We start from the raw sequence: 19,002 nt of genomic DNA, 5'->3' as shown, positions 1-19,002 counted from the left end.
CCGGCTGTCGCTAGCGGGCCGAAAGCCAGGGACCGAGCCGTCGCAGCGCTTCGTCGATGTCGTTCGTCGGCCCCGCAAATGACAGTCGCACGAACGAATCGCCCCGCGCGGTGTCGAAGTCGATGCCCGGCGCGATCGCAACGCCGGTGTCTTCCAACAGCTTCGAACAAAACGCGAGCGAGTCGTCGGTGAATTCCGAGACGTCGGCGTACACGTAGAAGGCGCCGTCGGTCGGGGCCAAACGCTCGATGCCGATGCCGCGTAGCCCGTCGAGTACCCGCGAACGATTGGCCGCATAATGATGCAGGTGACCGTCGGCCTCGGCGGTCGCCTCCGGGGTGAAGGCCGCGACCGCGGCGACTTGCGACAGCACGGGCGGACAGATGGTGAAGTTCCCGGTGAGGCGATCCACCGCGCGGCGCAGCTCGGACGGCACCAGCAGCCAGCCCAGTCGCCAGCCCGTCATCGCGTAGTACTTCGAAAAGCTGTTGACCACAACGGCATTCCGCGACGTCTGCCACGCGCAGCTGGTCTGCGGTGACCCGTCATAGACCAGACCGTGGTAGACCTCGTCGCTGATCAGCCGCGCCCCCGTCGCATCACACCACGACGCGATCGCGGCCAGCTCCGTCGGCTCGATGACCGTGCCAGTGGGGTTGGCCGGGCTTGCGACGATCACGCCCTGCACCGGGGGGTCGAGTTCGGCGAGCATCCGCGCGGTGGGCTGGAAGCGCGTCTGCGGTCCGCAGGGGATTTCCACCACCTCACATCCCAACGCCGACAGGATGTTTCGGTAGCAGGGGTAGCCAGGGCTGGCCAGGGCCACCCGGTCACCGACGTCGAAGCAGGCCAAAAAGGTGAGCAGGAAGCCACCCGAGGAGCCCGTCGTGATCACCACCGCGTCGGGTTCCACGTCGAGCCCGTGCTGGCGCTGATAGTCGGCGGCGATCGCGGCTCGCAGGTCCTGAATGCCCAGTGCCACCGAGTAACCGAGTTCGTTGGACTGCACGGCGGCGGCCGCGGCCGCTCGCACCGGTCCGGGCGCGCCCACGCTGGGCTGGCCGGCCGACAGGTTGACCAAGTCGCCGTGGCTGCGCTGGCGTTGCGCGGCAGCCAGCCAGACATCCATCACGTAGAACGGTGGGATGCCGGCTCGTAGCGAGACGCGGTCGGTCACGGCGCCGTGAGTACCTCGGATTCCAGTCGCTTCAGTAGTTCTTGGCACGATTCCAGCAGATGCGCGCTGCCGTGGGCACGTTTGAAGTACAGGTGCATGTCGTGTTCCCAGGTGATCGCGATGCCGCCGTGCAGCTGGATGCCCTCGGCGGCCACGGTGTTCAGTGCCTCGGTGGCGGCTAGCCGGGCGGCGGCGGCGTTGGTGGGCGTGGGGTGGTCGCACGCATCGGCGACGACGGCCTTCGCGGCGGCGACGGTGACATACAGATCGGCCATCCGGTGCTTGAGGGCCTGAAAGCTGCCGATTGGTCGGCCGAATTGCACGCGGTCCTTGGCATATTCGACGGTCAGTTCCAGGCAGCGTTCGGCGGCGCCGATCTGCTCGGCGGCCAGCAGGATGGCCGCTTGGTCCGCCAGGCCCGGGTCCGTGCCGATCGGCACGGTCTCCTCGGCTTTCACCCGCGCCAGGCGCCGGGTCGGGTCCATGGTGGTGACGGGCTCGGCGCCGAATCGGGTCCACCGGCTGAGCCGCCCGTCCTCGACGGCGACCACGACGTCGGCGACATCGCCGTTGATCACGTAATCGGCATCGAGCACCAGCGCGCCGATCGAGCCGCCCTCGGCAAGGCTTTCCAGCGTCGCGGTGTCCGGCTCGGCCGCGCTCAGCAGCGCCAGCTCGGCCAGCGTGGTCCCCAGCAGCGGGGAAGGCACCAGCGCGCGGCCCAGTTCCTGCAAAACTGCTGCGGCGTCGGCCAATTCGCCGCCCGCGCCGCCCAACTCCTCGGGCACCACCAGGGCGGCGGCGCCGACCTGCTCGCACAGCAGTCGCCACAGCGATTCGTCGTAGCCACGGTCGGACTCCATGGCCGCGCGCACGGCGGCCGGGCCGGCGTGCTTGGCCACCAGGGCGGCGACCGTCTCGGCCAGCATCTGCCGTTCTTCAGTTGTGGTCATAGCGCCTCCAGCACTCGCCGCCGATGTTCCACCGGCGTACCCCAGGCGGACCGCAACGCCTGCACGCGCAGCAGCAACAGCGACAGGTCGTGTTCCTGGGTGAAACCGATTGCGCCGTGGGTCTGCAAGGCCGACCGAGCCGCCAGCAGCCCCGCCTCAGATGCGGCCGCCTTGGCGGCGCTGACGTCGCGCGGATCCATGGTCAGCGCCGCGCCGTAGACCAGCGGACGGGCCAGTTCGATGGCGATGTGCACGTCGGCGAGCTTGTGCTTGATCGCCTGGTACGAGCCGATCACCCGGCCGAACTGGGTGCGTTGCTTGGCGTAGTCGACCGCGCCGTCGCGCAGCGCCTCGGCCGCGCCGATCAGCTGGGCCGCGGTGGCCAGCGCGCCGAATTCGTAGGCGCGCTTGATGTCTGCTTGCCACGCCGCACCGGTCGCGGTCACATCGGAGAGCTTACGGCTGGGGTCGACGGATTCGTGGACGGCGCCCGGTGTCGCCTCGGTGACGCCGTCCTCGCCGGCCAGCAGCAGCAGGCCGGCCACGTCGGCGTCGACGGCACGCGGTGCCTGCGGCGGCATGGCGACCGTGGCGATCAGCTCCCCGGATGCCAATCCCGCGCAGCGCTCGGCGTGATCATCAGAGCCGAGCAAAACCGGTGCCACGGCGATGGATTCGGTCACCGGGCCCGGCACGCACCAGCGCCCGAGCCGCTCGATGGCGACGACGAGGTCTACCGGATGGGCCTCGATGCCGTCGAATTTCTCCGGCACGGCCAGAGCGGTGACGCCCAGGTTGGCCAACTGCTCCCACACCTTGCGGCCCGGTGCGGTATCGCCGGCGGACCACGCCCGCACGGCGCCGGGCAAGTCCGCCGCACCGAGCGCGGCGTCGATGCTGGCCGCGAAGTCGCGCTGCTGTTCGTCTAGCGCAAATTTCACTTCTAGCCCCCGGACTTCTCGCGCGGCAGGCCCAGCAACCGCTCGGAGATGATGTTGCGCTGAATCTCGTTGGTGCCGGCGTAGATCGGGCCGCCCAGCGCGAACAGCAAACCCTCCGTCCACCGGCCGGCGAGCTCCCCGTCGGCGGCGAGTAGGTCGAGCGCGGCCTGGTGCAATTCGACGTCGAGGTCTGACCAGAACACCTTGGTCACCGACGACTCGGCGCCCAGCTCGCCGCCGAGGGCCAGCCGGGTCACCGTCTCGAAGGTCTGCAGCCGGTAGGCCTGCGCCTTGATCCAGCCGTCGGCGACCCGGTCGGCGAATGCGGCGGGCGAGCCACTGTCCTTCCACAGCCGCACCAACCGCTCGGCGGTCGCCAGGAAGCGCGCCGGGCTGCGCAGCGACATGCCGCGCTCGTTGCTCGACGTGCTCATGGCCGCCCGCCAGCCCTCGTGCGGGGTACCGATCACGTCCTCGTCGGGCACGAAGACGTCGTCGAGGAAGATCTCGCCGAAGCCGGTGTCGCCGCCCAGCTGGACGATGGGCCGCACCGTGACACCCTCGGCCTTCAGGTCGAACATGAAATACGTCAGCCCGTTGTGCCGCTCGGCGCCGGGATCGGAACGAAACAGCCCGAAACCCCGCTCGGCGAACGGGGCTCGCGAGCTCCAGATCTTCTGCCCGTTGAGCAGCCAGCCCCCGTCGGTCTGGGTGGCGGTGGACCGCAGCGACGCCAGGTCGCTGCCGGATTCGGGCTCCGACCACGCCTGAGCCCAGATCTGTTCGCCGCTGGCCATTTTCGGCAGAATCCGGTCGAGTTGCTCTTCGGTGCCGTGCGCGAAGAGGGTCGGCGCCAGCATCGAGGTGCCGTTGGCGCTGGCCCGGCCCGGCGCACCGGCCCGGAAGTACTCCTCTTCGAAGACCACCCAGTGCAGCAGCGGCGCGTCCCGGCCGCCGTACTTCTTCGGCCAGGTGATCACCGAAAGGCCGGCGTCGAACAGCACGCGGTCCCAATGTCGGTGCTGCTCAAAGCCTTCGGCGTTGTCGTATGACTTCGTCGGGACGGCATCGGCGTTGGCCGACAAGAAGTCCCGCACCTCGGCCTGGAAGGCCAGGGTGTCTTCGTCGAGTTCCAGATCCATTAGCCCTGCTCTCGCAGTTGTGGTTTGAGCACCTTGCCGCCCGCATTGCGCGGCAGCGCGTCGACGAACCGCACCGACCGCGGTGCCTTGAAGTTCGCCAAATGTTCTCGGGTGTAAGCGATCACGGATTCTTCATCGAGCTGGGCGCCGGGCCGGGTAACCAGGTACGCCCGGCCCACTTCGCCGAGGCGCTCGTCGGGAACCCCGATCACCGCGGCGTCGGCCACGCCGTCCATGCGGGCCAGCACCTGCTCGACCTCGGCGGGGTAGACGTTGAATCCACCGCAGATGTACATGTCCTTGAGCCGGTCGGTGATGCGCAGGTTGCCGGCCGCGTCGACGGCGCCGATGTCGCCGGTGTGCAGCCAGCCGTCGGCGTCGATGGCGGCCGCGGTGGCCTCCGGGTCCCCGAGGTAGCCCAGCATCACGTTCGGCCCGCGCAGCAACACCTCTCCCGAATCCTCGGGCGGGTCGGCGTCGATGCGCAGTTCGAAGTCGGCGAAGGGGCGCCCGCAGGTGGTTGCCACGGTGATCGCGTCGTCGTCGGCGCGGCACATGGTTCCCATGCCGTTGGCCTCGGTCAGCCCGTAGGCGGTCAGCACGATGTCGATGTCGAGTTCGGATTGCATGCGCTCGACCAGCACGACCGGCACGGTAGCGGCGCCGGTCACCGCGAACCGCAGTGAGGTCAGGTCGTAGTCGTTGCGTGCCGGGTGGTCCAGCAGCGTCTGGTAGATGGTGGGCGGCCCGGGCAGCACGGTGATGCGGTGCCGCTCGATCGCTTGCAGCGCGCGCAGCGGGTCGAAGGTCAGGTGGGGGATCAACGTCGCGCCGGTCTGCAGACAGGCCAGGATGCCGGCCTTGTAGCCGAAGTTGTGAAAGAACGGGTTGATGCACAGGTAGCGGTCGTCACTGGTGATCTTGCCGTTGGCCGCCCAGGATGCGGAGGCCGACAGCGACTGCCGATGCGCGCACAGCACGCCTTTGCTGCGGCCGGTGGTGCCGGACGTGAAGAGGATGTCGCTGACGTCATCGGGCGCGACGGCGGACGCGCGAGCGGCGACGGCGTCGAGGTCGCTGCCCCGGGCGACGAACTCGTCCCAGGTCCCGGTCCCGGTCTCGTCGGCCTCAACCGGTATCCGCACGATGTGGCGCAGCGCCGGGAGCGCCGCACGGTCCAGGTCGGCAACGCGATCGTGGCCCAGGAATCGGCCCATGCCGAACAACACGGGCGCGCCGGTGCGGGCCAGGACGTCGCCGGCCTCGGCGGCGGTGTAGCGGGTGTTCAGCGGCACCATCGCCGCGCCGGCGTGGTGTATTGCCAGGCAGGCCACCACCCAATGCCAGGTGTTCGGCGACCAGATGGCCACCCGGTCGCCCGCTTGGACGCCGAGATCGATGAGGGCGGCGGCGGCTCGGTGCACCTCGTCGCGCAGCGCGGCGGCGGTGAAAGACCGTTCGTCGGTGATCAGCGCGTCGTGGTCGGGCAGCTGGTCCGCGAAACGATCCAGCGCCGCGGGCACCGTGCGCGGATCGTCGGTCATCGAATGCTCCTAGAGAGTTCCGCGCGCGAGGCGCAGTCACCGAGCTACAAAGCAAGTGCTTGGTAGGTTAGCCTACAGGTCATGCAGGACGTCGAGGAGTTCCGGGCGGAGGTCCGGCAGTGGCTCGCCGACAATCTGGTCGGCGAATTCGCAGCTCTCAAGGGTCTCGGCGGACCCGGACGCGAGCACGAGGCGTTCGAAGAGCGCTGCGCATGGAATCAGCATCTGGCCAAGGCCGGGCTGACCTGCCTGGGCTGGCCGGTCGAGCACGGTGGTCGGGGCCTGTCCACCGCGCACCGGGTGGCCTTCTACGAGGAGTACGCCAAGGCCGACGCCCCGGACAAGGTCAATCACTTCGGCGAGGAGCTGCTGGGCCCCACGCTGATCGCCTTTGGGACGCCCGAGCAGCAGCAGCGCTTCCTGCCGAAGATCCTCGACGTGACCGAGCTGTGGTGCCAGGGCTATTCGGAGCCCGGCGCCGGCAGCGACCTGGCCAACGTGGCGACCACCGCCGAACTCGACGGCGACGAGTGGGTGATCAACGGCCAAAAGGTGTGGACGTCGCTGGCGCACCTGTCGCAGTGGTGCTTCGTGGTCGCGCGCACCGAGAAGGGCTCCAAGCGGCACGCCGGCCTGTCCTACCTGCTGGTGCCGCTGGATCAACCGGGCGTGGAGGTCCGTCCGATCGTCCAGATCACCGGCACGGCGGAATTCAACGAGGTGTTCTTCGACGACGCCCGCACCGAGGCTTCGCTGGTGGTCGGCGAGCCCGGCGACGGCTGGCGGGTCGCCATGGGCACGCTGACCTTCGAGCGGGGCGTGTCCACGCTCGGGCAGCAAATCCGTTACGCCCGTGAGCTTTCCAACCTGGCCGAGCTCGCCCAGCGCACCGGGGCGGCCGACGACCCGTTCATCCGCGAGCGGCTGACCAGGGCGTGGACCGGGCTGCGGGCCATGCGCAGCTACGCGTTGGCCACGATGGACGTCGAGCAGCCCGGTCAGGATAACGTGTCGAAGTTGTTGTGGGCCAACTGGCATCGGGATCTGGGCGAGCTGGCCATGGACGTCATCGGCAAGCCCGGACTGACGCTGGCCGACGGCGAGTTCGACGAATGGCAGCGGCTGTTCCTGTTCACCCGTGCCGACACCATCTACGGCGGATCCAACGAGATCCAGCGCAACATCATCGCCGAGCGGGTGCTCGGCCTACCCCAAGAGGTCAAAGGATGAGTCTGTCCGAAGCTCCGAAAGAGATTGCCGGACACGGACTTCTGCAGGGCAAGGTGGTGGTCGTGACGGCGGCCGCGGGCACCGGCATCGGCGCGTCGACGGCACGACGGGCGCTGGCCGAGGGCGCCGACGTGGTGATCTCGGACCACCACGAACGCCGGCTGGGGGAGACCGCCGACGAGCTCGCCGCGCTGGGACAGGGCCGGGTCGAAAGCGTGCTGTGCGACGTGACGTCGACCGCGCAGATCGATGCGCTGTTCGCGTCGGCCACCGCGCGGATGGGACGCGTCGACGTCCTGGTGAACAACGCCGGGCTGGGCGGCCAGACCCCGGTGGTCGACATGACCGACGAGGAGTGGGACCGCGTCCTGGACGTCACCCTGACGTCGGTGTTTCGCGCCACCCGCGCGGCGCTGCGCTACTTCCGCGACGCGCCGCACGGCGGGGTCATCGTCAACAACGCCAGCGTTCTCGGCTGGCGCGCGCAGCACTCGCAGTCGCACTATGCCGCCGCCAAGGCCGGTGTGATGGCGCTGACCCGTTGCAGCGCAATCGAAGCCGCCGAATACGGCGTGCGGATCAATGCGGTGTCGCCGAGCATCGCGCGGCACAAATTCCTGGAAAAGACGTCGTCGTCGGAATTGCTCGACCGGCTGTCGGCCGGCGAGGCCTTCGGGCGTGCCGCCGAGCCGTGGGAGGTCGCGGCCACCATCGCGTTCCTCGCCAGCGACTACTCGAGCTATCTCACCGGAGAGGTCATCTCGGTTTCCAGCCAACACCCGTGAGCTGCGATATCGCTGACTGGCGCGCCGCCGCGACGTGTTTACAATTGTCGACCAACGCGGTTGATGCAGGTGGGAGGGTGCTGTGAGCGAAGGGCCGGGTCACCGACCGTGGGGTGAGAACCCGACGCCTGCAAACACACCCGGCCAGCCCCCGGGCGCCCCCTGGCAATCCGACGCCGGATGGCCAGAACAGTGGGGTCAAGGCGGCCAGGCGGCCCCGTTCGGGCAGCCCGCGTACGGGTCGTGGTCCTCGCCACCCCCGGTCACCGTCGCCAACTTCAACGGGCCGCACGGCAGCCCCGGTCAGCGCAATCGCAAGCCACTGATCATCGGACTGAGCGTGGCCGCCGTCGTCATCGTCGTCATCGTCATCACCGTGATCGCCGTCAGCAGCGGTGGCGGCTCGGGCAGCGCCGGCGATGCGGCCAAGGGCTACCTCGAAGCGCTTGCCCGCGGCGACGCGCAAGCCGCGCTGACGTACAGCACCGACCAGCCCGCGTCCAAAGACTTTCTGACCGACGACATCCTCAAACGGCAGATCGCGCGGTGGCCGATCACCGACATCAAGATCCTCGACGACAATTCCGCCCGCGGCTTCGGCTTCGGCCAGGTGCATGTCTCGGCGAAATTCGGCGAGAACACCTCGGACGTGACCATGTCGATCAAGAAGGCGGGCAGCGACTGGAAGCTCGATCACGCTGCGATCAAGGTGGACACCCTCAACGCGGGCATCGAGCAGGCCGCCGTCAAGACCGCGACGTTCTTCGACAAGCCCGTCGGCACCGCACCGGTGTACGTCTTTCCCGGTTGGGTGGACGTCGCCAGCACCAATCCGAATCTGGCCGTCACCTTGAAAAAGCCGTTCCTGCTTGACAATTTGACGGCATCGGGCGCGTACTTCAACGACCTGGAGTTCAAACTCAGCGACAGGGGGTTGTCGGCGACCAGCGCCGCGATATCGGCCGCGCTGGCCAATTGCGCGAACTCGAACCAACTGCGACCGCCCGACTGCCCCCAACACGCCTTCGACTACGACCTGGTGGACGGGACCGCGGCCTGGGGCAAGCCGGACATCGGTGGGCTCAAGATCAACCTGTTCGACCCATTCCGACTCGAGGCGACCTTCTCCGGGTCGGTCAACTTCCCGCTGACCGCCCAGACCCGGTCGGGCGGCACCAAAACGAGCGTGGTCAACGCGTTCGTATCCGGCAACGCCGACGAGTCGCAGACCCCGCCGGCCGTCTCGCTGCGCTGACGCTTGCGGCGGGACCCCGAAGTCGAAATACCACCTCAGTGGCCAAGCAAGCGCTTGGTTGATACTCTGATCGGGTGGACCGAGCGCCCGGTCAGGCCAACAGCCGTCGAGACGAGTTACTGGAGCTCGCCGCGACCATGTTCGCCGAGCGTGGCTTGCGCGCGACCACCGTCCGCGACATCGCCGACAGCGCCGGCATCTTGTCCGGCAGTCTGTATCACCACTTCTCCTCCAAAGAGGAGATGGTCGACGAGCTCTTGCGAAGTTTTCTGGACTGGTTGTTCGCGCGCTACCGCGAGATCGTGGACAGTGAGGCCAACCCTTTGGAGCGGCTCAAGGGACTGTTCATGGCGTCGTTCGAGGCGATCGAGCACCGGCACGCGCAGGTCGTCATCTACCAGGACGAGGCCCAGCGGCTGTTGTCCCAGCCCCGGTTCGCCTACATCGAGGACATGAACCGGCAACAGCGCAAGATGTGGCTCGAGTTGCTCAATCAGGGCGTCGAGCAGGGCTACTTTCGCCCCGACCTCGACGTCGACCTGATCTACCGCTTCATCCGGGACACCACCTGGGTGTCGGTGCGCTGGTATCAGCCGGGGGGGCCACTCACCGCCGAACAAGTCGGTCAGCAATACCTCGCCATCGTTCTCGGCGGAATCACTGCGGGATCAAACAAGATCGAAGAAGGAGTCTGAAATGACTGAGGCGTACGTCATCGACGCTGTGCGTACCGCGGTCGGCAAGCGCGGGGGATCGCTGGCCGGGATTCACCCGGTGGACCTGGGTGCCCTGGGCTGGCGCGGGCTGCTGGACCGGGTCGACGTCGATCCCGCCGCCGTTGACGACGTGATCGCCGGCTGTGTCGATGCCATCGGCGCGCAGGCCGGCAACATCGCCCGCCTCTCGTGGCTGGCCGCCGGCTATCCCGAAGAGGTTCCCGGCGTCACCGTCGACCGGCAGTGCGGTTCCAGCCAGCAGGCCATTTCCTTTGGCGCACAGGCGGTTCTGTCCGGCACGGCCGACCTCATCGTCGCCGGCGGCGTGCAGAACATGAGCCAGATCCCGATCTCGTCGGCCATGACGGTGGGCGAGCAGTTCGGATTCACCTCGCCCACCAACGAATCCAAGCAGTGGCTGCACCGCTACGGCGACCAGGAGATCTCGCAGTTCCGCGGTTCGGAGCTGATCGCCGAGAAGTGGAATCTGTCGCGCGAGGAGATGGAGCGCTACGCGCTGACCAGTCACGAGCGCGCGTTCGCGGCCATCCGCGGCGGCCACTTCGACAACGAGATCATCACCGTCGAAACGGAATCCGGGCCGTTCCGGGTCGATGAGGGTCCGCGCGAGTCGTCGCTGGAGAAGATGGCCGGGCTCAAGCCGTTGGTCGAGGGTGGCCGGCTGACGGCGGCAATGGCCAGTCAGATTTCCGACGGCGCCAGTGCCGTGCTGCTGGCGTCCGAGAAGGCCGTCAAGGAGCACAACCTGACCCCGCGGGCCCGCATCCATCACATCAGCGCTCGCGCCGCCGACCCGGTCTTCATGCTGACCGGGCCCATCCCGGCGACGCGCTATGCACTCGACAAGGCCGGGTTGTCGATCGATGACATCGACACCGTCGAGATCAACGAGGCTTTCGCGCCGGTGGTGTTGGCGTGGCTCAAGGAGATCAAGGCCGACCCGGAAAAGGTCAACCCCAACGGTGGCGCGATCGCGCTCGGCCACCCCCTGGGTGCCACCGGCGCCAAGCTGTTCACCACCATGCTCAACGAGCTCGAGCGCATCGGCGGCCGCTACGGTCTGCAGACGATGTGCGAAGGGGGCGGCACGGCCAACGTCACGATCATCGAGCGCCTGTAGCCGCCTGGAACGGGTGGGCGATCAGCCCCGGGTCGGATCGAACTCGAGTACTTGGGTGAGCCGAATGTTGTTGCCGGACGGGTCGCGGAAGGAAGTGTCGATGCCGTACGCCTGCCGGGTGGGAGGATCGTTGAACGTAACACCGCGAGCGGACAATTCGTCGTAGCGAGCCTGGCAATCGTCGGTTTCCAAGAACAAAGTGCCGCCCGCCCCCTTGGCCACCAGTTCGGCTAGCTGTGTGCTGGACTCGGCGTCGAGCATCGGTGGTTTCGGAACGGGCATCAGCACCAGCCCGACATCGTCTTGCCCGACGGGCCCGACGCACAGCCACCGAAAGTTCCACGCCTCCATCGTCACGTCCGCTCGGATCTCCCAGCCGAGCGTCTTGGTGTAGAACTCCAGCGCTGCGTCTTGGTCATGCACCCAGAATTGGGCGTTCGCGATCTTGAGCATCGGTTCTCCTGAGTTTGGTCTGTCGCTTTGAAGCTACGGAGGTCGCGGTTCGCAGTCTTCTCGAAACGTGCGGTTTTGCGGGCGTCCGTAAGCCAGCGCGACACAGCGTGGAATTCGCACGTGGCGTTCGGCCGGCGGGAACTTGTTCCGGTACGCCTGCGGCGTGCCGCCGAACATGCGGCGAAAGCTGGTGGTGAACGAGCCGACGCTTTCCCAGCCGACGGCGAAGCAAACTGCGGCGACCGTCCAGTCCGTGGTGCGCAGCAACGCCGCGGCTCGTTCGAGCCGTCGCGTCAGTAGGTACTGGTGCGGCGACTCGCCGAACGTTTGCTTGAAGAGGCGACTGAAGTGGGCAGGTGACAAACCCGCCGCCGCCGCCAGGTCGGCGATGGAGAGCGGCTCGTGATAACGGGCGTCGACCAGGTCTTTGGCGCGCAGAAGATGTCGGGCTGTTGGTGCAGCTGCCACCCGCATAGTGTGCCGCACCTCCAAACGCTCAGCGGGTAGCCACGACCAGACCGATGCCGCCCAGGGCGAGTAGCCAGCTCGTGAAGCTGCCGACCAGGAAGTACTCGGTCACCTCGTCGATGCCGACGGCGCCGTTGCGGTTCGTTTGGGCGTTCAATTCCGGAAACCGGATGATGCCCTTGGCCGCGACGACGGCGCTGGCCGCGGCCACCTGTCCGCCGACGCCGAGGCTCAGGATCAGCAGGCGTTCCATCGGGCCCAGCAGCCTGCCGCCCTTCAGCCGGTCCGACGGCTGCGGCTCGCCGGCCGGTCGCACCGCGCCCACCGAGCCAAGCACCAAGCGCACCAGCTGATTTGCGGTGGCGAACTGGACCAGGACCACGCCGACGAGCATCAGCAGCCGGGTCGGCGTGACGTGGCCGAGAGGCAGGTGAACCCAGGCCGACCACCGCGCCACGGCGCCATCGGCCGGTGACGACCAGCCGGACATCACCGCCAGCAACGCCAGCACGGAGCCGAAAACGGCCAATGGTGCGCCCTGCGCGGTGCCGGTGCGTTCGCTTCGCGCGCATAGCCATTCCCAGGCGATCACCGCCGCGGCCGCCAGCACGAGCAATACGATGTCACCGGCATGCCACAGGGCGCCCAGCGCCGCGCATGCCGAGACGGTGACCGGTCCGATCAACAGCGGCGGCCAGGCCGCGCTGGCCGCTCGCCGGCAGAAATCGGCGACGCCCAGTGCGATGAGCAAAACCGCGATGACGCTCACGGCAGGCTCCGAAGATATTGGCTGGCAACAACAATCAGGTCCAGGCCGTCGCGGCTGGCGCGCTGGGAAACCGCCGACGGGGTGATGCCCTCGTCCGCGGCGAGCTCCTTTTTGGTCCGGCCGGTCATCAACCCCCTCACAATCCGCAACGATCTCTCATCGAGCGATCCAAGCAGATGGTCCCGACAGATCAGGGCCGCGTTGACCGCGGCGACGTCGCCGCGCGTCTCGCCATCGGCCCGGAAGGTCGTGCGTATCAGCGCGAAGCCGGGCTGTCGCTGAGCGTGTGCGGTCTGCTGGATCGCCTCCCGCGCGGTCCACCAGCCCGGTCCGTCCTGGATTCCCGCGTCGGCGTCGAGGATGGTGACCGTGCCCCAGCCGATGCCGAACCGGACATCGACTGCGGGGCCGACGGCGAGCCGCAGCCCCAGGGCGGCATCGATCGCCGCGCCGACGGTCGGGTAGCTGCCCTGGAACTCGTCGCCGACGGTGAACGCCGGCGGGTCGATTGCGTCGCGGACGGCTTGCCGCAGGGCGCTCGCCAGGATCTGATGCAGCCCCGGGCGGTCGGCGGCGCGGCGGGAACCGACGACGTCACCGATGAGGGTCGCCCGTGGTGAAGAACTCGGCTTCATCGAGCCCATTTGAAGATTATAGCTTAATAGCGGATCAATTTAGTTATAAGCTTCATTCGGGTCGCCGACTGGCGGGTTACGCCCCGTCCACCAGCCCGGACGCCGCCTGCAGATGCTTGATCGCGTCGCGCACGATGCCCTCGATCAGCTCGGCACATGACGGCAGGTCTTCGAGAATGCCGGCCACCTGCCCGGAAGCCAGCACGCCGGCCTCGGTGTTGCCGTCCACCAGGCCGGCCTTCAACAGCATTGGCGTGTTGGCCGCCATCACCACCTGCGACCAGGTCAGCTCCTTGCCGTGGCGCATCGCCAGGCCGTCGCTGATCATCGACCGCCAGGTCATCTGCGACATGTGTTTGAACTTGGCGGCGTTGCGCACCGCGGCAGTCAGGCCCCTGATCGGCGTGCCGCTTTCCAGCTTCTCGACGAGGCCGGTGCGCAGCACCCGGTGCGGCATGCCGTCCACCCGCGTCGTGACGACGGTGCCGTCCAGCGCCGACTCCAGGTAGCGACGTTTCACCGCGTCCGGCACCGTCGAATCCGAGGTGAGCAAAAAGCGGGTGCCCATCGCGACGCCGGCGGCGCCGTAACTCAACGCGGCCGCAAGGCCGCGCCCGTCGAAGAAGCCGCCGGCCGCGATCACCGGAATACCGGTGCCCTGCACGGCATCCAGGACCGAGGGCAGCAACAAGGTCGTGGCGACGGGCCCGGTGTGGCCGCCACCCTCGCCGCCCTGCACGATCATCGCGTCGGCGCCCCAGCTCGCCACTTTGCGGGCGTGCTTGGCCGCACCGATCGACGGAATCACCACGGCGCCGGCATCTTTCAGCCGGGCGATGAGTTCCTGCTTGGGCGCCAGGGCGAAGGACGCCACCTTGACGCCTTCGCGGATCATCAGGTCGACGCGGTCGCCGGCGTCGGCGGCATCGGCGCGGATGTTCACGCCGAACGGCTTGTCGGTGGCGGCCTTGACCTTGCCGATGGCCGTCGCCAATTCGTCCAGGGTCATGGTTGCCGAGGCCAGGATGCCCAGCCCGCCGGCGTTGGCGGTGGCGGACACCAGCCGGGCGCCGGCCACCCAGCCCATCCCGGTTTGCACCACCGGGTGCTCGACACCGACCAGCTCGGTCAGCGGCGTGCGCAATTTCATCAACGGATCTCCCTGTCGCGCAGGGCCTTCGGGTCGATGACCTCGCGGATCAAGCGCAGTTCGTCCTCGGTCGGCAATCGGGTCTCCGCCGCGGTGTCCAGGCCGTGGATGTCGAACGACGTGTTTTCGGCTACCTCGTCCGCCGTGACGCCGGGATGCAACGACACCGCCCGCATCGTACGGTCCGGGCCGCCGAAGTCGAAGACGCCGAGGTTGGACACCACCCGATACGTGTTGGCGAAGCGGAAGGCCGGGTTGTCGGGATCGACGTTGTCCCAGCCGATCCCGCAGACAACGTCGACCTTCTCGCAGAACACCCGCTTGGAGTGGTTGCCCACCCAGTAGCTGGTCGCGTGGTTGATGGCGTTGCCGGGCGCGCCGCGGACACCGAACATCTGGCGTTTGGGCTGCTGCAGCGGGCCGAACGCCGAGATGTTCTGATTGCCGAAGCGGTCAACCTGATTGGCACCCATCACCACGTGGCGCCGGCCCCAGGCCAGCGTTTCGAAGACCCGGCCGAACGGCATCCAGCCCTCGACGGGTGCCGACGCGCCCAGGGCGGGGGTCTCGGCCAGCAGCTGCGCCTCGCCGTCGGTGAGCAAAATGTCCGGCGAGAAGGTCAGCCGGGCCAGTCGGGCCCCCACCGAGGCCATGTTCGTCATCGGGCTCACCATGATTTCGCCGGCGCCCCGGAACAATTCGGCGCACGCGACCGCGCAGACCTCGGGGCGGGTGATCGCATCGCGGCTCATGACGATGTCTCCTCTTTGAACGCGCGCACGGCCGCCTGGTAGTCCTCTTCGCTGCCCGACAGGTACGTCTGCACGAACTGCTGCCAACCCTCGTCCGTCGAGGCTGCTTCGGCGTAGTGCCGCTGGAATTTCTCGTCTCGGCCGTAGTCCGGTGCGGCGGTGGTGAAGTGGGCGCCGCCCGGCGCCTCCACCACGCCGTCGACCATCATGCGGTTGATTAGCAGGGCCTGCGGCGGGACCGCCTTGACCAACTCCTGGGTGGACACGATGCGCTCCACCGACAGGAAGCGCCTCTCGGCGGCCATCAAAAACAGGTCGTCGAAGTACGGGTCGATCCCGGTGTAGGCCGCATTGCCTTGCGCGTCACCGAGATTGAGGTGCGCGAATGCGGCGTCCAGGCGCAGCGCGGGCATTGCGAGCAATGTCTCGTGCCCGCCCCCCGGTGCCGGGTACGGGCTGGTCACCGTCTGCAGTTCGCCCTCCCAGAAGTCCAGCACCGAGCTGCCCAGCCCGGCCCGAATCGGCAGGAACGGCAGGCGTTGCGCCGCGGCCTGCAGCCCGCAACGCAGCATGCCTTCATCCATCTCGCGGGCCTCGATCGCGCCACCCGCGCGGGCCTTGGCGAACCAGGGATCGTAGAAGGGCGGGGAGTCGAGCGAAACGAATCCGTAGTAGACCCGCTTGACCTTTCCCGCCGAACACAGCAGGCCGAGGTCCGGCCCGCCGTAGGTGACGACGGTCAGGTCGGTGACGTCGGTGCGCAGCAGCGCGCGCACGAACGCCATCGGCTTGCGCCGCGATCCCCAGCCGCCGATACCGATCGTCATGCCGCTGCGCAATTGCGCGACGGCCTCGTCGAGAGTGGTTCTCTTGTCGCTCAAGATTTTTCACCCTTCGTCGTACCGGCGAACGCGTCGCGGTGCTCGTCGGAGACCCCGGCGAGGTTGAGCTCGAAGGTAAAGCCTTGCTCCATGCGGTAACTCGAGTTGACTCGTTGCACGTCGATGAGGTTCAGCGCCTCCTTGGCGGCCCGGATGACGCGGGTGTCTTTGGCGGCGATGTCGCGCGCGACGCGCAACGCTGCCTCGTCGAGCTCGTCGTGCGGCACCACCTCGTGCACCGAACCGAAGTGGTGCAGGGTGGCGGCGTCGACGGTGGCCGCGGTGAAGAACAGCCGCCGCATCATGTGCTGCGGAACCAGTCGCGACAGGTGCGTCGCCGCGCCGAGTGCGCCGCGTTCCACCTCGGGCAGCCCGAAGGTGGCGTCGTCGGAGGCCACGATGACGTCGGAGTTGCCGACCAGCCCGATGCCGCCGCCGACGCAGAATCCGTTCACCGCCGCGACGACGGGCACCGCGCACTCGTAGACCGCGCGGAACGCGGCGAAGCACCCGCGGTTGGCGTCGATCAGGGCGGTGAATCCCTCGGTGCGCTGCATTTCCTTGATGTCGACCCCGGCGTTGAAGCCCCTGCCCTCTGCGCGCAGGATCACCACGTGGGTGTTGGGGTCTTGGCCGGCCGCGGTGATGGTGTCGGCGAGGTCGAACCAGCCGCGCGACGGGATGGCGTTGACGGGCGGGAAGTCGACGGTGACCGCGACGATGCCCGGTTCGGTGATTGTGGATGTGATGGGCAAGGTGCCACTTCCTTGTGGGGGTAACTACCTAAGCAAGCACTTGCTTGGTACGCTAGCACAGTGACTCGCGCCGAAGCATGCCCCCCTTCTGACGCCATCAAGTTGGGGCTGGCCGGGCGGGTCGTTCTCGTCACCGGCGGTGTGCGCGGGGTGGGTTCTGGCATCAGCTCGGTTTTCGCCGAGCAGGGCGCCACCGTCGTCACCTGTGCGCGGCGGCCGGTCGAGGGATCGCCGTATGAATTCCACTCCTGCGACGTCCGCGACGACGACGCCGTCAAAGCCTTGATCGACACGATCGTGGACCGGCACGGCCGGCTAGACGTCGTCGTCAACAACGCGGGGGGATCGCCCTACGTGCTGACCGCCGAATCCAGCGCCAAGTTCAACCGCAAGATCATCGAGCTGAATCTGATTGGTGCGCTGTCGGTTTCGCAGCACGCGAACGCTCACATGCAAACCCAGCGGGGCGGGTCGATCATCAACATCTGCAGCCTGTCCGGCCGCCGCCCCTCCCCGGGCACGGGCGCCTACGGGGCGGCCAAGGCCGGCCTGGAAAGCCTCACCCAAACCCTCGCCGTGGAGTGGGGCCCGAAGGTGCGGGTCAACGCCTGTGTGGTCGGCATGGTGGAGACCGAGCAGTCCGAGCTGTTCTATGGCGACGCCGACTCCATCGCCGCTATCTCGAAGAATGTGCCGCTGGGCCGGTTAGCCAAGCCCGAGGATGTCGGCTGGGCCGCAGCGTTTTTGGCTTCGGACGCGGCCGCCTATATCAGCGGCGCTTCGTTAGAGGTGCACGGTGGCGGCGAGCCGCCGCACTATCTGTCCACGACGACCGCCAGCGCGGTCAAGTAGAGGAGACAAGGGCTATGGGAGTGGTTGACGGCCGTGTCGTCATCGTCACCGGAGCGGGCGGCGGTATCGGTCGCGCGCATGCACTGGCGTTCGCGGAAGAGGGCGCGCGGGTGGTGGTCAACGACATCGGGGTGGGCCTGGACGGTTCGCCGGCCGGCGGCGGCAGCGCCGCCCAGACCGTCGTCGACGAAATCACCGCCGCCGGTGGCGAAGCCGTCGCGGACGGCTCCAACATCGCGGATTGGGACCAGGCGGCGAGCCTGATCAAAACCGCCGTCGAAACCTATGGCGGCCTAGACGTTTTGGTGAACAACGCCGGCATCGTGCGTGACAGGATGATGGCCAACACCAGCGAAGAGGAATTCGACGCCGTCATCGCCGTGCACCTCAAGGGGCACTTCGCCACGATGCGCCACGCCGCGTCGTACTGGCGTGGGCTGTCCAAGGAGGGCAAAACCGTTGACGCCCGGATCATCAACACCAGCTCGGGCGCCGGCCTGCAGGGCAGCGTCGGGCAGGGCAACTACAGCGCCGCCAAGGCCGGCATCGCGGCGATGACGTTGGTCGGTGCCGCCGAGATGGGGCGCTACGGTGTCACCGTCAACGCCATCGCGCCTTCGGCCCGCACCCGCATGACCGAGACGGTGTTCGCCGAGATGATGGCGACGCAGGACCAGGACTTCGACGCCATGGCCCCGGAAAACATTTCACCGCTGGTGGTTTGGCTGGGCAGCGCCGAATCGCGCGACGTCACCGGCAAGGTGTTCGAGGTCGAGGGCGGCAAGATCCGTGTCGCCGAGGGCTGGGCGCACGGGCCGGAAATCGACAAGGGCGCGAGGTGGGATCCCGCGGAACTGGGACGCGTCGTCGCCGATCTGCTCGCCAAGGCCCGACGGCCGGTTCCCGTCTACGGCGCCTAGCGCGGTTCGCACACCACCAGCGGGATAACTCGATCGGCGGCCTCGCGGTACTTGCGGTAGGGCGGGTACATCCGCGTCAATTGTGGCCAATACCGTTGGCGCTCAGCCTCTGTGGCGTCGCGCGCGATCAAGTCCAGGCGCTGGGCGCGGATTTGCACCCGCACGTCGGGGTTTTCTTTCAGGTTGAGATACCACGACGGATCCTTGTCGCGCCCGCCGAAGGACGCGGGCAGGATCACCCGCTCGCCGTCGCGCAGGTACAGCGTCGCGGTGGTTCGCGGCTCGTCGGATTTGCGCCCGGTGGTGGTCAGCAGGGCCGCCGGGAACCGCAGCAGCTTCGCCCCGACCTTGCCGTTGGTTCGTCGGTACACCCAGATATGGGCGCGCGCGAAATACTTGAGCAGCAGGGCAATCGGGCGCGAATTACGGATCCAGCGGCGGTCGGTCATGGTGCCCTGATGATTCCCCACTCGGGCGGCGGGG

21 protein-coding genes are annotated in these 19,002 nt (G+C 67.8%); 7 read left to right on the top strand and 14 right to left on the bottom strand.

Features of this window, described 5'->3' with window-relative positions:
* Positions 1–10: 10 nt before the first annotated feature.
* The 5 genes from AC5Y30_RS04930 to fadD3 are packed head-to-tail and all read right to left on the bottom strand — an operon-like array spanning position 11 to position 5,757.
* Positions 11–1,177 carry a pyridoxal phosphate-dependent aminotransferase gene (locus AC5Y30_RS04930; protein ID WP_499916972.1) on the bottom strand — a complete coding sequence of 389 codons (1,167 nt, stop codon included), beginning with the start codon at positions 1,175–1,177 and terminating at the stop codon, positions 11–13.
* Positions 1,174–2,130 carry an acyl-CoA dehydrogenase IpdE2 gene (ipdE2, locus tag AC5Y30_RS04925; RefSeq protein WP_499916970.1) on the bottom strand — a complete coding sequence of 319 codons (957 nt, stop codon included), beginning with the start codon at positions 2,128–2,130 and terminating at the stop codon, positions 1,174–1,176. Before ipdE2 ends, AC5Y30_RS04930 begins: the two co-directional genes overlap by 4 nt.
* Positions 2,127–3,071: an acyl-CoA dehydrogenase family protein gene (locus AC5Y30_RS04920; RefSeq protein ID WP_499916968.1), complete on the bottom strand. Its 945-nt coding sequence runs from the start codon at positions 3,069–3,071 to the stop codon at positions 2,127–2,129. Before AC5Y30_RS04920 ends, ipdE2 begins: the two co-directional genes overlap by 4 nt.
* Before the next feature lie 2 nt (positions 3,072–3,073).
* Positions 3,074–4,213 (bottom strand): acyl-CoA dehydrogenase family protein, encoded by a 1,140-nt coding sequence (locus tag AC5Y30_RS04915; protein WP_499916966.1) that lies wholly within the window; start codon positions 4,211–4,213, stop codon positions 3,074–3,076.
* Positions 4,213–5,757 (bottom strand): 3-((3aS,4S,7aS)-7a-methyl-1,5-dioxo-octahydro-1H-inden-4-yl)propanoate--CoA ligase FadD3, encoded by a 1,545-nt coding sequence (gene fadD3, locus AC5Y30_RS04910; protein WP_499916964.1) that lies wholly within the window; start codon positions 5,755–5,757, stop codon positions 4,213–4,215. Before fadD3 ends, AC5Y30_RS04915 begins: the two co-directional genes overlap by 1 nt.
* A gap of 81 nt (positions 5,758–5,838) precedes the next feature.
* Here fadD3 and ipdE1 point away from each other — a divergent pair, with 81 nt between their 5' ends.
* The 5 genes from ipdE1 to fadA6 all read left to right on the top strand — a co-directional run bounded on the left by ipdE1 (position 5,839) and on the right by fadA6 (position 10,884).
* Positions 5,839–6,987, top strand: coding sequence for an acyl-CoA dehydrogenase IpdE1 (gene ipdE1, locus AC5Y30_RS04905; protein ID WP_499916962.1), 1,149 nt, complete (start codon positions 5,839–5,841; stop codon positions 6,985–6,987).
* Entirely contained in the window at positions 6,984–7,772 is a 789-nt protein-coding gene (ipdF, locus tag AC5Y30_RS04900) for a (5R,7aS)-5-hydroxy-7a-methyl-1-oxo-2,3,5,6,7,7a-hexahydro-1H-indene-carboxyl-CoA reductase (protein WP_499916960.1), read from the top strand. The genes ipdE1 and ipdF overlap by 4 nt, the downstream gene beginning before the upstream one ends.
* Before the next feature lie 82 nt (positions 7,773–7,854).
* The gene (locus AC5Y30_RS04895) at positions 7,855–9,027 is read left to right on the top strand and encodes a hypothetical protein (RefSeq protein ID WP_499916958.1); all 1,173 of its coding nucleotides are present in this window, start codon (positions 7,855–7,857) and stop codon (positions 9,025–9,027) included.
* 74 nt (positions 9,028–9,101) lie between these two features.
* Entirely contained in the window at positions 9,102–9,722 is a 621-nt protein-coding gene (kstR2, locus tag AC5Y30_RS04890; protein WP_499916956.1) for a TetR family transcriptional regulator KstR2, read from the top strand.
* 1 nt (position 9,723) lies between these two features.
* The gene (fadA6, locus tag AC5Y30_RS04885; RefSeq protein ID WP_499916954.1) at positions 9,724–10,884 is read left to right on the top strand and encodes a steroid 3-ketoacyl-CoA thiolase FadA6; all 1,161 of its coding nucleotides are present in this window, start codon (positions 9,724–9,726) and stop codon (positions 10,882–10,884) included.
* A 21-nt stretch (positions 10,885–10,905) separates the two neighbouring features.
* Here the strand turns inward: fadA6 and AC5Y30_RS04880 are convergent, their stop codons facing one another.
* From AC5Y30_RS04880 to echA20, 8 genes are all read right to left on the bottom strand, one after another.
* Complete coding sequence (locus AC5Y30_RS04880) at positions 10,906–11,337, bottom strand: VOC family protein (protein WP_499916952.1); 432 nt, start codon at positions 11,335–11,337, stop codon at positions 10,906–10,908.
* Positions 11,338–11,370: 33 nt separating this feature from the next.
* Positions 11,371–11,811 carry a helix-turn-helix domain-containing protein gene (locus tag AC5Y30_RS04875; RefSeq protein ID WP_499916950.1) on the bottom strand — a complete coding sequence of 147 codons (441 nt, stop codon included), beginning with the start codon at positions 11,809–11,811 and terminating at the stop codon, positions 11,371–11,373.
* Positions 11,812–11,833: 22 nt separating this feature from the next.
* Positions 11,834–12,574, bottom strand: coding sequence for a hypothetical protein (locus AC5Y30_RS04870; RefSeq protein WP_499916948.1), 741 nt, complete (start codon positions 12,572–12,574; stop codon positions 11,834–11,836).
* Positions 12,571–13,218 (bottom strand): SatD family protein, encoded by a 648-nt coding sequence (locus AC5Y30_RS04865; RefSeq protein ID WP_499916946.1) that lies wholly within the window; start codon positions 13,216–13,218, stop codon positions 12,571–12,573. Before AC5Y30_RS04865 ends, AC5Y30_RS04870 begins: the two co-directional genes overlap by 4 nt.
* A gap of 67 nt (positions 13,219–13,285) precedes the next feature.
* A complete protein-coding gene (ipdC, locus tag AC5Y30_RS04860; RefSeq protein WP_499916944.1) occupies positions 13,286–14,359 on the bottom strand; it encodes a (3aS,4S,5R,7aS)-5-hydroxy-7a-methyl-1-oxo-octahydro-1H-indene-4-carboxyl-CoA dehydrogenase in 1,074 nt (357 codons plus the stop codon).
* Entirely contained in the window at positions 14,359–15,111 is a 753-nt protein-coding gene (gene ipdB, locus AC5Y30_RS04855; protein WP_499916942.1) for a cholesterol ring-cleaving hydrolase subunit IpdB, read from the bottom strand. Before ipdB ends, ipdC begins: the two co-directional genes overlap by 1 nt.
* Complete coding sequence (ipdA, locus tag AC5Y30_RS04850; RefSeq protein ID WP_499916941.1) at positions 15,108–15,992, bottom strand: cholesterol ring-cleaving hydrolase subunit IpdA; 885 nt, start codon at positions 15,990–15,992, stop codon at positions 15,108–15,110. Before ipdA ends, ipdB begins: the two co-directional genes overlap by 4 nt.
* Positions 15,989–16,747, bottom strand: coding sequence for a (7aS)-7a-methyl-1,5-dioxo-2,3,5,6,7,7a-hexahydro-1H-indene-carboxyl-CoA hydrolase (echA20, locus tag AC5Y30_RS04845; protein WP_499916939.1), 759 nt, complete (start codon positions 16,745–16,747; stop codon positions 15,989–15,991). The genes ipdA and echA20 overlap by 4 nt, the downstream gene beginning before the upstream one ends.
* Before the next feature lie 96 nt (positions 16,748–16,843).
* Here echA20 and AC5Y30_RS04840 point away from each other — a divergent pair, with 96 nt between their 5' ends.
* The gene (locus AC5Y30_RS04840; protein ID WP_499917628.1) at positions 16,844–17,599 is read left to right on the top strand and encodes an SDR family oxidoreductase; all 756 of its coding nucleotides are present in this window, start codon (positions 16,844–16,846) and stop codon (positions 17,597–17,599) included.
* 14 nt (positions 17,600–17,613) lie between these two features.
* On the top strand, positions 17,614–18,519 hold the full coding sequence (locus AC5Y30_RS04835) for an SDR family oxidoreductase (protein ID WP_499916937.1): 906 nt from the start codon (positions 17,614–17,616) through the stop codon (positions 18,517–18,519).
* Here the strand turns inward: AC5Y30_RS04835 and AC5Y30_RS04830 are convergent.
* Positions 18,516–18,968: a nitroreductase family deazaflavin-dependent oxidoreductase gene (locus AC5Y30_RS04830; RefSeq protein WP_499916935.1), complete on the bottom strand. Its 453-nt coding sequence runs from the start codon at positions 18,966–18,968 to the stop codon at positions 18,516–18,518. The two genes, AC5Y30_RS04835 and AC5Y30_RS04830, sit on opposite strands and share 4 nt — an antisense overlap.
* Between the last annotated feature and the right edge of the window lie 34 nt (positions 18,969–19,002).

Source organism: Mycobacterium sp. NGS27 (assembly GCF_059813005.1).
This window is presented reverse-complemented; position numbering and strand designations above follow the sequence as displayed.

Coding starts and splice junctions, on each gene's coding strand:
- ipdE2 (WP_499916970.1), bottom strand. CDS start 2,130: ATGACCACAACTGAAGAACGGCAGATGCTGGCCGAGACGGTCGCCGCC.
- AC5Y30_RS04915 (WP_499916966.1), bottom strand. CDS start 4,213: ATGGATCTGGAACTCGACGAAGACACCCTGGCCTTCCAGGCCGAGGTG.
- fadD3 (WP_499916964.1), bottom strand. CDS start 5,757: ATGACCGACGATCCGCGCACGGTGCCCGCGGCGCTGGATCGTTTCGCG.
- ipdE1 (WP_499916962.1), top strand. CDS start 5,839: ATGCAGGACGTCGAGGAGTTCCGGGCGGAGGTCCGGCAGTGGCTCGCC.
- ipdF (WP_499916960.1), top strand. CDS start 6,984: ATGAGTCTGTCCGAAGCTCCGAAAGAGATTGCCGGACACGGACTTCTG.
- fadA6 (WP_499916954.1), top strand. CDS start 9,724: ATGACTGAGGCGTACGTCATCGACGCTGTGCGTACCGCGGTCGGCAAG.
- AC5Y30_RS04880 (WP_499916952.1), bottom strand. CDS start 11,337: ATGCTCAAGATCGCGAACGCCCAATTCTGGGTGCATGACCAAGACGCA.
- AC5Y30_RS04875 (WP_499916950.1), bottom strand. CDS start 11,811: ATGCGGGTGGCAGCTGCACCAACAGCCCGACATCTTCTGCGCGCCAAA.
- AC5Y30_RS04865 (WP_499916946.1), bottom strand. CDS start 13,218: ATGGGCTCGATGAAGCCGAGTTCTTCACCACGGGCGACCCTCATCGGT.
- ipdC (WP_499916944.1), bottom strand. CDS start 14,359: ATGAAATTGCGCACGCCGCTGACCGAGCTGGTCGGTGTCGAGCACCCG.
- ipdB (WP_499916942.1), bottom strand. CDS start 15,111: ATGAGCCGCGATGCGATCACCCGCCCCGAGGTCTGCGCGGTCGCGTGC.
- AC5Y30_RS04835 (WP_499916937.1), top strand. CDS start 17,614: ATGGGAGTGGTTGACGGCCGTGTCGTCATCGTCACCGGAGCGGGCGGC.
- AC5Y30_RS04830 (WP_499916935.1), bottom strand. CDS start 18,968: ATGACCGACCGCCGCTGGATCCGTAATTCGCGCCCGATTGCCCTGCTG.